We start from the raw sequence: 17151 nt of genomic DNA, 5'->3' as shown, positions 1-17151 counted from the left end.
GGATTAAAATTGCAATGATACGGCGTTGCCAACGCCCTTATGTACTACTCGTACACGGCGGGCGTTGCCGCCTTGTCTCATTTTTATTTTAATCCACTATAAAAAACAGGGCGGATGGACAGTATTTTGCATGATTTGTTTGCGCGTCAGGCGTTTACATCGAGCTTGGTGGAGCGCAATTTCGGACAGGTTTCGGGCTGGATAGAGCTGGTCGGTGTCTTGATGCTGATGGTGGCGGCGTTTTGGCTGTCAAATCGTCTCAACGACCGTTATTTCTTCTCAGAACACGGCAGCTTCGCGCTTTTGCGGCATATCGGCAGAAGGATTTTGTGGCCGGTGTTGATGATGATTTTCGGCGCAGCGGCTTTGTTTGTCTGCAATCTGACGGAATTTCGCGCGGTATGGCTGCATCTGCTGATTTTGGCGGCGCGCTGGATGATTCTGATTCGGGTCAGCGTGGCGGTGGTTCATGCCGCTTTGCCGCAAAACAAACTGACCGACTGGCTGGAGCGGGCGGTATCCATGGTTTTGTGGATAGGGTTCGTGCTTTGGCTGTCGGGTTTGGACGATAAGATTTTGGAGGTGCTGGACGGCATCAGTTTCTCGGTCGGTTCGGGCAGGCTCAGCCTGCTGACGATTCTGAACGGGATTTTGTGGGTCGGCCTCCTGATGATAGGCGCGTCATGGCTGGCTCGAGTTATCGGCGGACATTTGGAGAGGAGCAGCTTGGATACCAATCTGAGCATGATTTTGTCCAAAGTCGTCAAAACGGTGATGATGGTGTTGGCGGTCTTGATTGCGCTGCCGCTGGTGGGGATTGATTTGACGGTATTGTCGGTGTTCGGCGGTGCGTTGGGTGTCGGTATCGGTTTCGGCCTGCAAAAAGTGGCGAGCAACTATATTTCGGGCTTCATCATTTTGGGCGACCGCTCCATCCGCATGAACGACCGTCTGACGGTCAACAACTTTACCGGTTATGTCACCAAAATCACCTCGCGTTTCGTCGTGCTGCGCAATGCCAACGGTACGGAGGCGCTGATTCCGAACGAGACGTTCGTTACCTCGATGGTGGTCAACGAATCTTATACCAGCCGCGAATTGCAGCAGGCGTTCAATATACAGGTTGCCTATCATTCCGATTTGATTAAGGCGCTGGACATCATCAAAAGCGCAGCCGCCGCGCAGCCGCGTGTTTCCAACAATCCCGCGCCTTTGGCGGTAGTCACCAATTTCGGCGACAACGGTATCGATTTGCGCGCGACGTATTGGGTGAAAGACCCGGAAAACGGTTTTGCCGCGCTGCAATCGGCAATTTTTCTGGATATTTGGCGGCAGTTTAACGAACACGGCATCGAGTTCCCTTATCCGCAGCGCGAAGTCCGCATCTTGAACGAAAGCCAGGCACCGAGCAGCATCGCCATGATTAAGGCGGGAATGCAGGCGCGCAGCGATACCAAATCCGATCCAGCGATGGATTCCGGCGGAGACGATTGATGGCAAAGCCCTTGAAGTATCCCGTGTCCGCGCTGGTTATCCTGCATGATGCAGACGGCAATATCCTTTTAATCGAACGCACTTCGCCGCCAGGTTTTTGGCAGTCCGTAACCGGCAGCATCGAACCGGACGAAACCATAGAGGAAACCGCCAAACGCGAAGTTTGGGAAGAAACCGGCATCCGCCTTGCGGACGGGCAGCTCTGCAACTGGCACGACAGCACGGTTTACGAAATCTACCACCACTGGCGGCACCGCTATCCTAAAGGCGTGTTCGAAAACCGCGAACACATCTTTTCCGCTGAAATTCCGCGCGATGCGGTGATTGTTTTGCAGCCCGACGAACACGTCGCTTACGGATGGTTCGGCATTGAAGAAGCGGCGGAAAAAGTGTTCTCCCCGTCGAACAAAAGGGCGATTTTGGTATTGGGGAAAAGGTTGGGATTGGTGGTTTGATGAATGATGGCGGGGAGATGACCGACAACCGCATTTAAAGACCGATGGACAGCCTCTTTTATATCTAATAAAATAAACGATAATTGTTATTGGTTAATTTGGTAACATCAAACCGTAAAGGTCGTCTGAACGTTCGGCTTTCTGATTGAAAGCCTTTAAATTTTCTTGTTCACACGGCCTTTTCCATATTTTCGTTTTATATCTGCTTGGAGAATCCATGTTACGTCTGACTGCTTTAGCCGTATGCTGCGCCCTTGCTTTGGGTGCGTGTTCGCCGAAAGATTCCGCCTCAAATCAAAACGCCCAAACCGCTTCCGCCGCCCAAACCGAAGGCGCGGGCTTGACCGTCAAAACGACGCGTGGTGACGCGAAAGTGCCGCAAAATCCCGAACGTATCGCCGTTTACGATTTGGGTATGCTCGACACTTTAAACAAATTGGGCGTGAAAACCGGTCTGTCCATCGACAAAAACCTGCTGCCTTATTTGGACGAATATTTCAAAACGACAAAACCTGCCGGTACGCTGTTCGAGCCGGATTACGAAGCGCTCAACGCCTACAAACCGCAGCTCATCATCATCGGCAGCCGCGCAGCCAAAGCGTTTGACAAGTTGAACGCCATTGCGCCGACCATCGAAATGACCGCCGATACCGCCAACCTCAAAGACAGTGCCAAAGAGCGCATCGACGCGCTGGCACAAATCTTCGGCAAACAGGCGGAAGCCGACAAGCTGAAGGCGGAAATCGACGCATCTTTTGAAGCTGCGAAAACTGCCGCGCAAGGTAAAGGCAAAGGTTTGGTGATTCTGGTCAACGGCGGGAAACTGTCCGCCTTCGGTCCGTCTTCACGACTGGGCGGCTGGCTGCACAAAGATATCGGCGTTCCGGCCGTTGACGAAGCCATCAAAGAAGGCAGCCACGGTCAGCCCGTCAGCTTCGAATACTTGAAAGAGAAAAATCCCGACTGGCTGTTTGTCCTTGACAGGGGCGCGGCCATCGGCGAAGAAGGACAGGCAGCAAAAGACGTGTTGAACAATCCGCTGGTCGCCGAAACGACCGCATGGAAAAAAGGACAGGTGGTTTACCTCGTTCCCGAAACCTATTTGGCGGCGGGCGGCGCGCAAGAATTGCTGAATGCGTCCAAACAGGTTACCGACGCGTTTAAGGCTGCGAAATAAGTTAACAAGTTGGTTTAAACAATCAAAAGGTCGTCTGAAAACAAGCATTGCAGGTTTTCAGACGACCTTTTGATTTCCAACTTTGTTTCTTAGTGGATTAACTAAATCAGGACAAGGCGATGAAGCCGCAGACAGTACAGATAGTACGGAACCGATTCACTTGGTACTTCAGCACCTTAGAGAATCGTTCTCTTTGAACTAAGGCGAGGCAACGCCGTACTGGTTTAAAGTTAATCCACTATAATCTGCCAACAGGTTTTCAAGCCCAGAAATCGCGCGGCGGGTCGAGGACGGGTTTGACGATGCCGGTACGGACGGCAAAATCACCGAAGCCTTCGTCGTCGAGGCGGTTTTGCGCCCAGTTGCCGACCCAGCCGTCGACGATTTCGAGGATTTCGGGTTCGGTGATGTTTTCTTTAAAGAGGCGCGGGATACGGGTGCCTTCGCGGTTGCCGCCTGCGTAGAGGTTGTAGCGGCCGACGGCTTTGCCGACCAAACCGATTTCGGCGAGCATGGCGCGGCCGCAACCGTTTGGGCAGCCGGTGACGCGCAGGACGATGTATTCGTCTTCCAAGCCGTATTTGGCGAACATTTCGTCGATTTTGTCGGAGAATGACGGCAGGAAGCGTTCGGCCTCCGCCATCGCCAGCGGACAGGTCGGCAGGGCGACGCACGCCATGGAGTTTTCGCGTTGGATGGTGATGGATTTGCTGATTAAGCCGTGTTCTTTGGCGATTTTGTCTATGGTGTCTTTCAGTTCGGGTGGAACGTTGGCGACGACAAGGTTTTGATTGGCGGTCAGACGGAAGTCTCCGGGGTGGATTTTGGCGATTTCGCGCACGCCGGTTTTCAACGGTCTGCCGGGGTAGTCGAGCAGGCGGCCGTTTTCGATAAACAGGGTCAGGTGCCAGTTGCCTTCGAGGCCTTTAACCCAGCCGATGTGGTCGCCGCGATGGGTGAAGGCGTAGGGGCGGATGGGTTCGAACTTGATGCCCATGCGCCGTTCGACTTCTTCTTTGAACACTTCGACGCCGACGCGCTGGAGGGTGTAGCGGGTGCGCGCGGCTTTGCGGTCGCTGCGGTTGCCCCAGTCGCGCTGGGTGCTGACGACGGCTTCGGCGGCATTGAGGGTGTATTCGAGGGGGACGAAGCCGAATTCGTAGGAGGTGTTGGGATAGGTTTTGGTGTTGCCGTGTTCGCTGGATAGCCCGCCGCCGACAAGGACGTTGAAGCCGACAAGTTTGCCGTTTTCTTCGATGGCGACGAAGCCTAAATCATTGGAATGGATGTCTACATCGTTGTCGGGCGGGATGACGACGGCGGTTTTGAATTTGCGCGGCAGGTAGGTTTTGCCGAGAATGGGCTCGACGTCGTCGGCAATTTCTTTGTTGCGCGGTTCGGTCGGTTCGGTGGTGAACACTTTTTCGCCGTCCAGCCAGACATCGGCGTATGCCATGGTGCGAGGCAGAAGGTGCATACTGATGCGTTTTGCCCATTCGTAGGCTTCTTGGTGCAGCGGGCTTTGGACGGGATTGCTGGTGCAGAGTACGTTGCGGTTGACGTCGCTGGCGGTGGCGATGGAATCGAGGCCGAGTTTGTGCAGGGACTGGTGCGCCAGCTTCAAATCGGTTTTTAAAATGCCGTGGTATTGGAAAGTTTGGCGGTTGGTCAGGCGGATGGAACCGTAAATGGTGTGGTCGCCGGCAAATTCGTCTATGCCCAGCCACTGCGCCGGCGTGATGATGCCGCCGGGCAGGCGGCAGCGCAACATCATGTTTTTTAAGGGTTCAAGTTTTTGGTCGGTACGCTCGGCGCGGATGTCGCGGTTATCCTGCTCGTACATGCCGTGGAAACGGATGAGCTGGAAATTGTCGGCGGTAAAGCCGCCGGTAAAGTCGTCGGTCAAATCGTCTTTGATGGTACCGTGCAGATAGTCGCTGCGGTCTTTCAGGGCTTCGTTGCCGGAAAGCGGGGTGTCGGGCAGCTTGGCGCGCGGGTCGGCGGTGGTAGTCATAGGGTGCTCCTTATTCTCAGTTTGGAGCTACTTTAATCAGGTCGTCTGAAAATGGGAAAGAATGGTTTGTTCGATTTAAAGATGATTTCGTTATATGAATCTGATGTTTTCAGACGACCCCGGGTAATCTAAATTTTGCCAATCGCACTGTTTGTTTGGAAGCCAACACATTCATTTCAAAGTCAAGTTAAGCTATAATACCCGCCGACACATACCATCTCTCCCACCTTATCCCATGCAACTTACCGCCGTCGGACTCAACCACCAAACTGCGCCTTTGAGTATACGCGAGAAGCTGGCATTCACCGCAGCAAGCCTGCCCGAAGCCGTCCGCAACCTTGCTCGAAGCAAAGCAGCGAAGGAGGCAGTAATTCTATCGACCTGCAACCGCACCGAGCTTTACTGCGTCGGCGAAACCGAGCAAATCATCGAATGGCTGGCGCAATACCACAACCTGCCCGCCGAAGAAATCCGCCCCTATCTTTATACCTTGGACAACAACGAAACCATCCGCCACGCTTTCCGCGTTGCCTGCGGATTGGATTCTATGGTATTGGGCGAGCCGCAGATTTTGGGACAGATTAAAGATGCTGTGCGTGTCGCCCAAGAACAAGAAAGCATCAATACCAACCTCAACGCATTGTTTCAAAAAACGTTTGCCGTTGCCAAAGAAGTGCGTACCGACACTGCCGTCGGCGAGAATTCCGTTTCGATGGCTTCCGCATCCGTCAAACTTGCCGAACAGATTTTTCCCGATATCGGCGATCTGAACGTTCTATTTATCGGTGCGGGCGAAATGATTGAATTGGTCGCCACCTATTTCGCCGCCAAAAGTCCCAAACTCATTACCGTTGCCAACCGTACCCTGCCGCGCGCCCAAGAGTTGTGCGACAAACTCGGACTGAATGCCGAGCCTTGCCTGCTGACAGAGTTGCCCGACATTTTGCACGAATACGATGTCGTCGTTTCCTCTACCGCCAGCCAGCTCCCATTGGTCGGCAAAGGCATGGTGGAACGTGCATTGCGCCTGCGTCTCAATATGCCCATGTTTCTGCTCGACCTTGCCGTTCCGCGAGATATCGAAGCCGAAGTGGGGGAGCTGGGCGACGCTTATCTCTACACTGTTGACGACATGATGGGCATCGTTCAAAACGGCAAGGAGGCCCGCCAAAAAGCGGCTGCCGAAGCCGAAGCTATGGTGGAGAAAAAGGTCGGTGAGTTTGTCCGCCAACAACAAAGCCGCCAAAGCGTCCCCCTTATCCGCGCCCTGCGTGACGAAGGCGAACGCGCCCGCAGGCAGGTTTTGGAAAATGCGATGAAACAGCTTGCCAAAGGCGCATCGGCGGAAGAGGTATTGGAGCGGCTCTCCATCCAATTGACCAACAAACTCCTCCACTCTCCCACTCAAACCCTCAATAAGGCAGGCTCGGAAAACAGCAATCTGGTCGATGCCGTTGCCCAAATTTATCAATTGGATCAACACGATTAACGATTGGAAAGGTCGTCTGAAAATTTTCAGACGACCTTTCTGTATGCCTCTCTGCCTTATCGATTAAATCCCCAAAATCCGTATCTCAAATATCTGAAAACTTATGCAGACACTTTATCTTGCCTCCGGCAGCCCGCGCCGCCGCGAAATCCTTGAAAACTTAGGCTACCAAATTCGGCGTATTCCCGCCGATATCGATGAAACGCCATTTCCTGACGAAAATGCCGCCGATTATGTTCAGCGTATGGCGAAGGAAAAGAACGCAGCCGCCGTCGCCCAATGGTTTGAACAACATGATACGCCGCCCGAATTTCCCATTCTGACCGCCGATACCACCGTTGCCTATCAAAACCATATCCTCGGCAAACCCGAAACCCAAGAGCATGCCGCTACAATGCTTGGGCAGCTGTCAGGGCAAACCCATCAAGTACTAACCGCCGTATGCGTGTATTGGCAAGGCGAAACGAGCAGCGTCTTGCAAACCAGCGATGTGCGTTTCAAAACCTTATCCCCTGACGAAATCCTTGCCTACATTCAAAGCGGCGAACCGATGGATAAAGCCGGTGCATACGGAATCCAAGGCTTGGGCGGCGTGTTCGTTGAGCATTTGCAGGGCAGCTTTACCGGCGTGATGGGACTGCCCGTTTACGAAACCGTCGGTTTGCTGAAGCAATTTGATTTGTCTGTTCCGCCTTTTTTCTGAGGTTCGGAGCTGTTCAGTTGCAGTAAAAATCATCAATCTTCTTTGTTTGTCTTTATTGCTGTATCTGTGGATTTAGAAAGAGTAAAAAGAAAATGAAAAAAATCGGTTTGTATTTATTCATATTGTTATTTCCTGTGTCAGTAAGCGCCAATAATTACGAACCAATTGGAGATAAAAGGCAATCGATTGAAATAAATAATTTTTTTAGTGACGTAAAGAAGGAAAATATTACGTCTTATGAGAAGGGCGATTTTATTGTCGTTAGGGTTGATGATTTTGGCGGAAGGTTTTATGAAGAATATTACATAAAGAGGAATGGGAAGTTATTAATTTTAGATAAATTGAAAACGATTAGTCTGTATAAGGAAGATTTTGACGTTAAATCTTTAGAGTGCAGAAAAAATATCCATAAACCCATAAAAGATTATGATAGACAGACTGTTTTAAAGATGTATGGTGAGAAATGTAGAACTTTTTATGCACTTGAAAATACATTGGACGATTTAGAAGAATATGTCAAAGACCACTCGGGTTTTGATATAGATAAAAGTAGAATGGATTGGTATCTTGGCAGATACCCGATTAATCAGAAAAATATTGCAACATATAATAATATTGCATTTTATCTTAATAATCAGGAGCATCATCAGTCTGCAATATATCTCTTGAATAAAATTATTGCGGCATTCCCCAATAGGACTGTTGCATACTTAAATATTGCAGATGCGTATTGGGATTCAAAAGATAAACGGAATGCGAAAATATTTTATAAAAAATACCTCTCCCAAATAAAGAAAACCGGGGAGAAAGCCTCCATTCCTTCTCGGGTATCTAAAAGGATAGCTCAATAAATCTTATGACGGATTGAGGTTTTGTATTTGAAACAGTTGTGATAAACCGTAGACTTGAATAATTCTCAGTAATGAAAAAGGTCGTCTGAAAACGCTAACTTGGTTTTCAGACGACCTCTTTGTTTGTCCACTTACGTCAATTACTCAAGCGATAACGCGGATATTTTGTCTGTCTTGTTTGAATTTGATCTTCAGTATAGAGGGCAGCAGGTTGTCGAAATACCAGTGTCCGTTCGGCAGCTCTAAAGCGCCTCCGGCGCAGCGCATGATGACGCTGCGGCCTGATAATTCGTCTGTTTCCGTGATTTCCACTTCATGCACTTTCCCCCAGTCGGCAACAGGCAGCTTGGATGCCATGGCATGAATTCGGGTATTTTGTTCTTCGATTCCGTCACCTTTATGGCATGTCCCATTGCACTTGCCGACAGCCTGCACGGGGCATAACGCTCCCTTTGCGTGACTGACCGGCAAAATGTTTAAGGCATCGGGACAGAAATGGTGTTCTTGCGCCCAGATGTTCAATGCGCGTTTTGCCGCTTTTTTGTGGATAAATAAGCCGTAAGGGCGGGTGGTGCTGCTGCCGTTGTCTAACGGCACAATTCGTGCCTTCAGTACGCCATGTTCGTCGGGAATGAACTTAACAGTCATAAATGTTTTGGGATTCAATTGCTTGAGGGGAAATGGTGCAGATAACTCCTCTTGATATTCCTGCATAATCTGAGCTTTCAACCACAAGGCATGCAGGCTCCCTACCGCGGGGATGAATTTCACATCTGCGGCATTTTGAATATATTGCAAGCCTTCTTTGCTGTGGAGTAGGGCGGCGATTTCGCTATACGTTTTTTCATACGCCTCGACGGACAGCACTTTTCCTGAATGGTCAAACCAGACAAGTACGCCTACCGTATCGGGTAATGAATAGAGTTTTGCCGTCAAAGAATCGGATAGCTGCGTCGGCAGCATTTTCGGATTCATCAATGTACGGCAATGATTGTCCCATTCATCGGAGGTTTTCTCTTTCAGGCTGTGTTCCAAATAATCGGCGAGTGCCAAAACATCGGCCAATGCACGGTGACGATCGTCCGTTTGGATTCCCATCCTGCTGATAATACTGTCAAGATTGTGTTTATAAAATTGAGGGTACAGACGGCGGGACAGTTGGACGGTACACAATGCCGGAGCGGCAAAATCGATGCCTGCACGACAAAATTCATGACGCAGGAAGGTGTAGTCGAAACGGCTGTTGTGCGCCACAATCAAAGAGCCGCGCAGTAAAGGCAGTATGTCGGGAGCAATTTGGTCGAAAGCGGGAGCCTGCGCCACCATTTCATTGGTAATGCCGGTCAGTTGGACGACAAATTCAGGAATCGGCTTTCCCGGGTTGATCAATTGTTCGTAATGTTCTACCCGGCCGTTTTCAAAGCGCAGAAAAGCAATTTCCGTCACCCTGTCTTGATACAGATTGCCGCCGGTAGATTCTAAATCAACGACCACAACAGGGCGGTTCAATCGGGTAAAAGCTTCCGATAATCTCAACCAGCGAGAAAGATGAAACATCCTAAATTCCTGAAAATTCACACAACAGGGCAGTATTCTACACTTTGCACATCGTTTATCCAAGAAAACCCTTGACAAGTCATATATGGGAAAATATAATCCAAATCTTTCTTTCAGCGCACCCGTAGCTCAGTTGGATAGAGTATCTGGCTACGAACCAGAGGGTCGGGCGTTCGAATCGCTCCGGGTGCGCCAATAGAAAATTTCTGCGCCCATCGTCTAGCGGTTAGGACATCGCCCTTTCACGGCGGTAACCGGGGTTCGATTCCCCGTGGGCGTGCCAGATTTTGACAAGCCCCTGATTTTTCAGGGGCTTGTCTTTTTTGTATCTCCGAAAAAGATAAAACTCTGGTTGTTTGTGGTCATGAATATTTAGATATAGTGGATTAAATTTAAATCAGGACAAGGCGACGAAGCCGCAGACAGTACAGATAGTACGGAACCGATTCACTTGGTGCTTCAGCACCTTAGAGAATCGTTCTCTTTGAGCTAAGGCGAGGCAACACTGTACCGGTTTAAAGTTAATCCACTATATATCAGGCAGATATTCTTTTGATTAGGTTGACGGTACAATAGCCGAACTTTGAAATGATGAAACTTTTGTTTGCCTGCTTATGAAAAATCCGAAAATTATCTTCTTTGATATTGATGACACCCTCTATCGGAAATATACCGATACCCTGAGGCCTTCCGTTTATAAAGCAATGGCGGCGTTGAAAGAGAAAGGGATATTGACCGCGATTGCAACGGGTCGTCCTCCTGCGGCTATTCCGAAAAAAGTGCAGGAGCTGATCCGTGAAAGCGGAATCGATATGCTGGTGACCATTAATGGGCAATATACGTCGTTTCATGGGGAAGTATTGCAGGAATATCCGATGGATTCTGCGAATATGATGGAAATATGCGCGTCGTTGGACAATAAAAATATTGATTACGCCTTTGTGAATAACAATGAAATTGCGGTTTCCAGCCCTTCATCGCTTGTTAAAGATGCATTGGCGCATATTTTTCCCGATTTTTTGGTGGATAAAGAATATTTTCATCGGGCAAAAGTGTATCAAATGCTGATCTTTGCAGACTCCAATCAAGAACGCGCCATTGAAGATGAAATTCAACAAAACGGATTTAAATTGGTTCGGTGGCATGAATGTGCCATGGATATGCTTCGTTCTGAAGGTTCTAAGGCAAGGGGAATTGCTCATGCCGTAGGTAAGCTGGGGGTTGAAATGAAGGATGTTATGGCATTTGGCGACAGCTTCAACGACTTGGAAATGTTGACTACTGTTGGATTTGGAGTGGCGATGGGTAATGGTGAAGCTGAAGCAAAGGCTGTGGCAAAATTTGTATGTCCGAGCGTGGACGAGGATGGGGTGTTGCGGGGATTACAGGAATTGGGCGTTATCGACTGAATACGTCGTCTGAAATTTCAGACGACCTTATGAGAAAGTGTTGATGGTGGCGATATGATATTTCATTTGATTGCCGGTATATTTTGAGTAAAACAAAAGACCGCTTCGTTTGTTGCGGTCTTTTGTTTTATACGGCAGAGGGTGCTAGTCAGTTATCTAGCTTGCCGATGATTTCATTTAACGCTTTTTGCCAATCGGATGCCTTGATGCCGCATTCGTTTTCTATTTTTTGGCAGTCCATAATGCTGTAAGCAGGACGCGGGGCGGGTAGGGGGTATTGGTCGGTCGTGATGGCGTTCAGTTGCGGAACTCTGAAATTAGGGGCTTGCTGTTGCGCTGCTTGGAAAATGGCTTGTGCAAATTCATACCATGTTACCGATTTGTTGCCGCCGTAGTGATAAATACCCCGTGGGGCAACGGGTTGCTGCAGCAATGCAATGATGGCTTGGGCAAGGTCACCGGCATAAGTAGGGCTGCCTGTTTGGTCATGAACAATGGAGAGGTTGTCCCGTTCTCCTGCTAGTCTGATCATGGTTTTAACAAAGTTGTTGCCGTATTCGCTGAATAGCCATGAGGTACGGATGATGACGCTGTCCGGATTGGCTGCCAAAGCGAGCAGTTCGCCTGAGACTTTAGTGCGCCCATACACGCTTTGCGGGTTGGTATAGTCTTGCTCTTTGTATGGGGTCTTGTTTGTGCCGTCGAACACATAGTCCGTAGAGATATGGATAAAGCGGGCTTGGCAGGCGCGGGCGGCAGAGGCGAGGTTGTGGACGGCGGTGGCGTTGACGGCAAATGCGGTGCCGACATGGGCCTCTGCTTTATCGACTGCGGTAAAGGCCGCTGCATTGACTATGGCGTCGGGTTGGAAGTTTTGAACCATATTGCGAACGGCTTCGGTATCTGTAATATCCAAGGATGTCGAATCAGTGGCAATCAATTCCCAATTTTCAGGCAGGCGGTCGCGAAAGCAACGCGCCAATTGTCCTTTTGAACCGGTTAACAGAGTTCGCATATGGTTTCTCCTCGTTTGAAAGTTTTAAAAAAGTATTGCCGGATTAAAAGGACGGCAATTGGAACGATTTGGGCAAGCGTCCGAATTCATTATTCGGGAACGCTGAAACAGTACATTCAAGACAAAACAGATTGGAAGACGGTTGGGCAGATGTTTGACCCGCCAATAAGACCATTTTGTGAAATAACCCTTTTGCAAATTCAGGCTGGGATGCCTTTACTACATCATCCTTGCGTAGAAATGAAGGCAGAAGATGCTTCCCATTTTCTATTTTCAGACGACCCCGCCTGTTTTCGAAAAAGATGGAAAGCGGATTTAACCCTGAAATCATGCTGATTTTTGCAAGAGGAATAATAAAAATCCGATGCGGTAGGGAATCTGTCAATGCCTGATATATTATAGTGCAAACTTCGCAGCGATACCGATTATCTGAAAATAATTTTGTTTGTTTGATTTTTATCCGGGTAGGGGCAGCTTAGAGATATACTGTCCGATGGTTTTCAGACGACCTCTTATGAAGATTGGGGTCGTCTGAAAACTAAATACGGTAAGCAATGTTGAGTATATTCACGGAGTATGTGGTTGATGTGGAAAAAATGGTGGCCGATAGTATTGGCAGTATTGGTAATAGGTATTGTCGGGCGCAGCTATTATGTGATGCATGCTCAAGCACAGGATATCAAACATGCTTGGGTGGAAGTGATGAAGCAATACGGTCAGCGTTCGGCGTTGGTATCCGATTTATCGAATGTCGTTAAGACGTATGCCGGTCCTGAAGAGGATATTTTGTTCAAGTTGTCTGACGTTCAAAGTCGGGCGGTCCGTATGAATCTGAATTTGGAAGAGGCTGCCAATCCGGCGAAATTGAAGCGTTTTCAGGAAGTTCAGGGAGAATTGAGCGGAATTTTGACACAAATGACGCTGATTTCAGACCATTATCCGCTTTTGGCGGAAAGCTTGGATTATCAGCGTCTGACTACGCGCCTTGAAGAGGCGGAAAACCGGATTAATCAAGCAAGGAACAACTATATTCAGGCTGTCCGCACCTATAACGCTACGTTGAGGCGTTTCCCGCAAAGTATGACCGCGAAACTTTTCGGGCAGTATGTAAGGGCAAATTTCAGTATTGAGAATGAACGTGAAATTTCCAATGCGCAACGGGTGCAATTTTGATACGGTTTAGCAGCCAATGAATTTGAGTGGTACCCAAAAGGGTCGTCTGAAAAACGTATTTTCAGACGACCCTTTTGTCATTTTGCAACGGATTATTGCCCGGTAATCAAGATTGATATAGTTCGGTGATTTATCTGTTTGTTTTGTAAGATGAAAATTAAAGTGTAAAAAAGTTTAAATTATATTCGTATGTCAAAATAAATGATAATGCAATAAAACCTTGATGGGTAAGGATGGGAGGGAGATTTTCAATTGAATGAGAAATGAGCGGGATTGAGTAAAAACTAGCAATTCTTAAAAAACTATTGAAATATATGAATAATATTTTTATGGCGTATTGTATTTTCATTTGGTTAAAATAATCATGATATTGCGTCATGATGGAAATAACAGGGTTGGTTTCCAATGTAATATTGTTCATTATCATGGAAAAATAAATTTCCATTTATCCAAAATTTTTACCGTTAGCGACGAGAATGTAAGTTTTCTGCGAAATATCACTAAAATAACAATGTAGGCAGTTTGGCTGGTCTGTATTTTTGTCAAAAGGCCTATGCTTCTTAATTATATTCTGGGAGTGATTTATTATGACTTATCATTATGGCGGCTACTCATCCAAAGGCCACTTCAACGCATATTGCCCTCCGGTCAAACCGTACAATCCTTACTGCCCACCGAGCCATGGCGGTTTCGGTTACAAAGGCGGTTTCCATAACTACGGTTCTTCACACGGCTTCAAAATGCCTCACGGCAAATTCGGTCATGGCGCCTACTGCCCTCCGCCGAAACCTGCGTACAAATGCATCATCATCGATTTCAACTGCAACCCGGGTAAACCTTATTACCCTAAACCGGCTCCAAAACCGGTTCCTCCGAAGCATGTTGATCCTTACTGCCCACCGGTTGAGCCAAAACCACAACCTCAACCCCACCCCCACCCACAACCCCAACCTAAGCCGCAGCCACAACCTCAGCCGCAGCCTAAACCCCAACCGCAGCCTCAACCGCAGCCGCAACCTAAACCACAACCAAAACCGCAGCCTAAACCTAACGACAAAGACTGCAAAGATTGCGTTGATGACCAAAACCAACAAAATACTTACGGCCATGACGACAAAAATCCGGGTAACATCATCCATGTCGATGGTTCAACCAAAGATAAAGACGGTCTGACCAAAACCGTAGGTACTGATAAGAAAGATACCATTTACGGTACAGGCGGTGATGACGTTATCTACGGTGGCGACGGTGCTGACGTGATTTACGGTGGTGACGGTAACGACACTCTGCAAGGTGACAACAACGGTGACTCCCTGTACGGTCAAGGTGGTAAAGACTACCTGCAAGGCGGTGACGGCAATGACTACCTGAACGGTGGTGCTGACGCTGACATCATGCGCGGTGGCGACGGTAACGACGTTTACTTTGTTGACCACAAAGGTGACCAAGTTATCGAATACGGTAATGCTAATGGCGGTATCGATACCGTTCGCAGCGTAATCGACTACACCCTGACTGACAACGTTGAACACCTGTTCTTGCAAGGTTCCGGCAACATCAACGGTACCGGTAACGCTCTGAACAACGACATCAACGGCAACTCCGGCAACAACCACCTGTACGGCTTGGCAGGCGATGACTGCCTGGTGGGTAAAGACGGTAACGACTACCTCGACGGCGGCATCGGCAACGATGTCCTGATCGGCGGTACCGGCGACGATACCTACTTCTTCGATAAAGGTTACGGTCGCGACACCATCCAAGACGAAAGCGGTAACGATACCCTGCAATTCGGCAAAGGTATTTCTGCTTCCGACGTGTTGTTGAGCAAAACAGGCAACAGCCTGACTGTATCTGTCGGCGGCGGTGACACTGTTACCATTGACGACTGGTTCTCCGGTAACAACCATAAGATCGAAAACTTCAAGTTTGCCGATGGCAGCACTTACGAAGTAACCGGTCATGGCGATTACTACTCTCTGTCAGCTGTAAACAGCATCCAACAACAAACCCAAGTTCCTAGCATCTAATCTCTGATTAGCTATACTTAGGATTGATAAGGTCGTCTGAAAGCGTCTGCATTCGTGCAAAACGTTTTCAGACGACCTATTTTGTAAACAATCTGACCCAAAAATCCAAATTCGGATAAAATAACGGAATCCTATTTAAACCGAGTCAGCGAAGGGAGAAACCTGAAATGTCCGAAATCAGCTTGAAAAAGATTTACTCCGGAAAAGTGCGAGATTTATACGAAATCGACAGCAAACGCATGTTGATGGTCGCATCCGACCGATTGTCCGCATTTGACGTGATTTTAGACAATCCAATTCCGGGTAAAGGAGAAATTCTGACGCAGATTTCCAATTTCTGGTTTCAAAAACTGGCGCATATCATGCCCAATCATTTTACCGGCGATACGGTTTATGATGTGTTGCCTGAACGTGAAGCCAAAGCCATCGAGAAACGCGCGGTTGTCGCCAAGAAACTGACTCCTGTCAAAGTAGAGGCGATTGTGCGCGGTTATTTGGCGGGCAGCGGGTGGAAAGATTACCAAAAAAACGGTTCTGTCTGCGGCATCAAACTTCCCGAAGGGATGAAAGAAGCGCAGCAGCTTCCGGAAGTGATTTTTACCCCGTCCACCAAGGCTGCCGTCGGCGATCATGATGAAAACATCAGTTTTGAAGAATGCGAACGTATTATCGGTAAAGAGCTGGCAGCTGAAGTGCGCGCTAAAGCCATTCAGCTTTATACGGAAGCCGCAGAATATGCAAAATCACGCGGTATCATCATATGCGATACCAAATTTGAATTCGGGCTGGATGAAAACGGTACATTAACCCTGATGGATGAAGTACTGACGCCCGATTCCAGCCGCTTTTGGCCGGCTAACCAATATCAAGTCGGCACTAATCCGCCGTCTTTTGACAAGCAATTTGTTCGAGATTGGTTGGAGCAAAGCGGTTGGAACAAAAAAGCTCCGGCACCGGACGTCCCTAGCGATGTTATTCAGAAAACAGTTGATAAATATCGGGAAGCATTGAATTTATTGACGGAATAATATAGTGGATTAAATCTAAATCAGGACAAGGCGATGAAGCCGCAGACAGTACAGATAGTACGGAACCGATTCACTTGGTACTTCAGCACCTTAGAGAATCGTTCTCTTTGAGCTAAGGCGAGGCAACGCCGTACTGGTTTAAAGTTAATCCACTATATAAAGGCGGACTGGCTGTGGCAAATCAGGTCAGTCCGTTTTTATTTTCCGATTAAAGAATAAAATCATAAATTTACAAAAATCCTCTGTTCATCAACGGATAAAGCATTTATGATGTCCTCCATAGCATCTCACAATAACTGTACTATATTTTATTTGAAAAAATAAATGGTATAGATAGGGCATCCGGTTTATAGAACCGGGAATAATCCAAATAATAGAAAAAGAAAGGAAATAATGATGCAACATCGTAGACGATTGGCTATCTTTCAAGCCGCAAAACGTGCTTCGTTCACTGGAAAACCAGTTGCACCGACTACACCGAAAGCACGTTAAGGAATAATGCTGAAATTCCTCACAATATCTAAGACCGCCCGTTTCTCGGACGGTCTTTAGTTTTTTGTACTGTTTCAAATGCACCGCAATATAGTGGATTAAATTTAAATCAGGACAAGGCGATGAAGCCGTAGACAGTACAGATAGTACGGAACCGATTCACTTGGTGCTTCAGCACCTTAGAGAATCGTTCTCTTTGAGCTAAGGCGAGGCAACGCCGTACTGGTTTAAAGTTAATCAAAAAGGTCGTCTGAAAACCTTTAA

The 17151-nt window shown here is 48.1% G+C and carries 14 protein-coding genes and 2 tRNA genes; 13 read left to right on the top strand and 3 right to left on the bottom strand.

Annotation, left to right across the window (positions count from 1 at the left end; genetic code table 11):
- Window positions 1–114: 114 nt before the first annotated feature.
- The 3 genes from HMPREF1051_RS06850 to HMPREF1051_RS06840 all read left to right on the top strand — a co-directional run bounded on the left by HMPREF1051_RS06850 (window position 115) and on the right by HMPREF1051_RS06840 (window position 3126).
- Entirely contained in the window at window positions 115–1494 is a 1380-nt protein-coding gene (locus HMPREF1051_RS06850) for a mechanosensitive ion channel family protein (protein ID WP_003766277.1), read from the top strand.
- Entirely contained in the window at window positions 1494–1949 is a 456-nt protein-coding gene (nudB, locus tag HMPREF1051_RS06845) for a dihydroneopterin triphosphate diphosphatase (protein ID WP_036492328.1), read from the top strand. Before HMPREF1051_RS06850 ends, nudB begins: the two co-directional genes overlap by 1 nt.
- 217 nt (window positions 1950–2166) lie before the next feature.
- The gene (locus tag HMPREF1051_RS06840) at window positions 2167–3126 is read left to right on the top strand and encodes a siderophore ABC transporter substrate-binding protein (RefSeq protein WP_003766260.1); all 960 of its coding nucleotides are present in this window, start codon (window positions 2167–2169) and stop codon (window positions 3124–3126) included.
- 259 nt (window positions 3127–3385) lie between these two features.
- Here the strand turns inward: HMPREF1051_RS06840 and cysI are convergent, their stop codons facing one another.
- Window positions 3386–5140, bottom strand: a complete 1755-nt coding sequence (cysI, locus tag HMPREF1051_RS06835) for an assimilatory sulfite reductase (NADPH) hemoprotein subunit (RefSeq protein ID WP_003766229.1) — start codon at window positions 5138–5140, stop codon at window positions 3386–3388.
- Between the two features lie 235 nt (window positions 5141–5375).
- On the opposite strand from cysI, the gene hemA reads away from it, so the two are divergent.
- The 3 genes from hemA to HMPREF1051_RS06820 all read left to right on the top strand — a co-directional run bounded on the left by hemA (window position 5376) and on the right by HMPREF1051_RS06820 (window position 8183).
- Window positions 5376–6629 (top strand): glutamyl-tRNA reductase, encoded by a 1254-nt coding sequence (hemA, locus tag HMPREF1051_RS06830; protein WP_003761773.1) that lies wholly within the window; start codon window positions 5376–5378, stop codon window positions 6627–6629.
- 103 nt (window positions 6630–6732) lie between these two features.
- Entirely contained in the window at window positions 6733–7332 is a 600-nt protein-coding gene (locus HMPREF1051_RS06825) for a Maf family protein (protein WP_003766227.1), read from the top strand.
- Window positions 7333–7424: 92 nt separating this feature from the next.
- Window positions 7425–8183, top strand: a complete 759-nt coding sequence (locus tag HMPREF1051_RS06820; RefSeq protein WP_003766225.1) for a tetratricopeptide repeat protein — start codon at window positions 7425–7427, stop codon at window positions 8181–8183.
- 144 nt (window positions 8184–8327) lie between these two features.
- Here HMPREF1051_RS06820 and HMPREF1051_RS06815 read toward each other — a convergent pair whose 3' ends face one another.
- Window positions 8328–9740 carry a 3'-5' exonuclease family protein gene (locus tag HMPREF1051_RS06815; RefSeq protein WP_003766231.1) on the bottom strand — a complete coding sequence of 471 codons (1413 nt, stop codon included), beginning with the start codon at window positions 9738–9740 and terminating at the stop codon, window positions 8328–8330.
- 118 nt (window positions 9741–9858) lie between these two features.
- Between HMPREF1051_RS06815 and HMPREF1051_RS06810 the strand changes: the two genes are divergently transcribed.
- The 3 genes from HMPREF1051_RS06810 to HMPREF1051_RS06800 all read left to right on the top strand — a co-directional run bounded on the left by HMPREF1051_RS06810 (window position 9859) and on the right by HMPREF1051_RS06800 (window position 11149).
- Window positions 9859–9935 (top strand) — tRNA-Arg (locus HMPREF1051_RS06810).
- 13 nt (window positions 9936–9948) lie between these two features.
- Window positions 9949–10023, top strand: a tRNA-Glu gene (locus HMPREF1051_RS06805).
- A gap of 331 nt (window positions 10024–10354) precedes the next feature.
- Entirely contained in the window at window positions 10355–11149 is a 795-nt protein-coding gene (locus HMPREF1051_RS06800; protein WP_003766271.1) for a Cof-type HAD-IIB family hydrolase, read from the top strand.
- Between the two features lie 148 nt (window positions 11150–11297).
- On the opposite strand, the gene rfbD is transcribed toward HMPREF1051_RS06800, so the two are convergent.
- Complete coding sequence (gene rfbD, locus HMPREF1051_RS06795; protein WP_003766261.1) at window positions 11298–12164, bottom strand: dTDP-4-dehydrorhamnose reductase; 867 nt, start codon at window positions 12162–12164, stop codon at window positions 11298–11300.
- Between rfbD and HMPREF1051_RS06790 the strand changes: the two genes are divergently transcribed.
- The 4 genes from HMPREF1051_RS06790 (at window position 12165) to HMPREF1051_RS06770 (ending at window position 16395) form a co-directional block, all read left to right on the top strand.
- Window positions 12165–12500, top strand: a complete 336-nt coding sequence (locus HMPREF1051_RS06790; RefSeq protein ID WP_036492324.1) for a hypothetical protein — start codon at window positions 12165–12167, stop codon at window positions 12498–12500. It abuts the gene before it with no gap.
- Window positions 12501–12749: 249 nt separating this feature from the next.
- Window positions 12750–13337, top strand: a complete 588-nt coding sequence (locus HMPREF1051_RS06785) for a LemA family protein (protein WP_003766272.1) — start codon at window positions 12750–12752, stop codon at window positions 13335–13337.
- Between the two features lie 587 nt (window positions 13338–13924).
- Window positions 13925–15367: a calcium-binding protein gene (locus HMPREF1051_RS15465; protein WP_269208439.1), complete on the top strand. Its 1443-nt coding sequence runs from the start codon at window positions 13925–13927 to the stop codon at window positions 15365–15367.
- Window positions 15368–15534: 167 nt separating this feature from the next.
- Entirely contained in the window at window positions 15535–16395 is an 861-nt protein-coding gene (locus HMPREF1051_RS06770; RefSeq protein WP_003766253.1) for a phosphoribosylaminoimidazolesuccinocarboxamide synthase, read from the top strand.
- Window positions 16396–17151 lie beyond the last annotated feature (756 nt).

Origin of the sequence: Neisseria sicca VK64 (assembly GCF_000260655.1) — a bacterium.
Taxonomy (GTDB): Bacteria; Pseudomonadota; Gammaproteobacteria; order Burkholderiales; family Neisseriaceae; genus Neisseria; species Neisseria sicca_B.
This window is presented reverse-complemented; position numbering and strand designations above follow the sequence as displayed.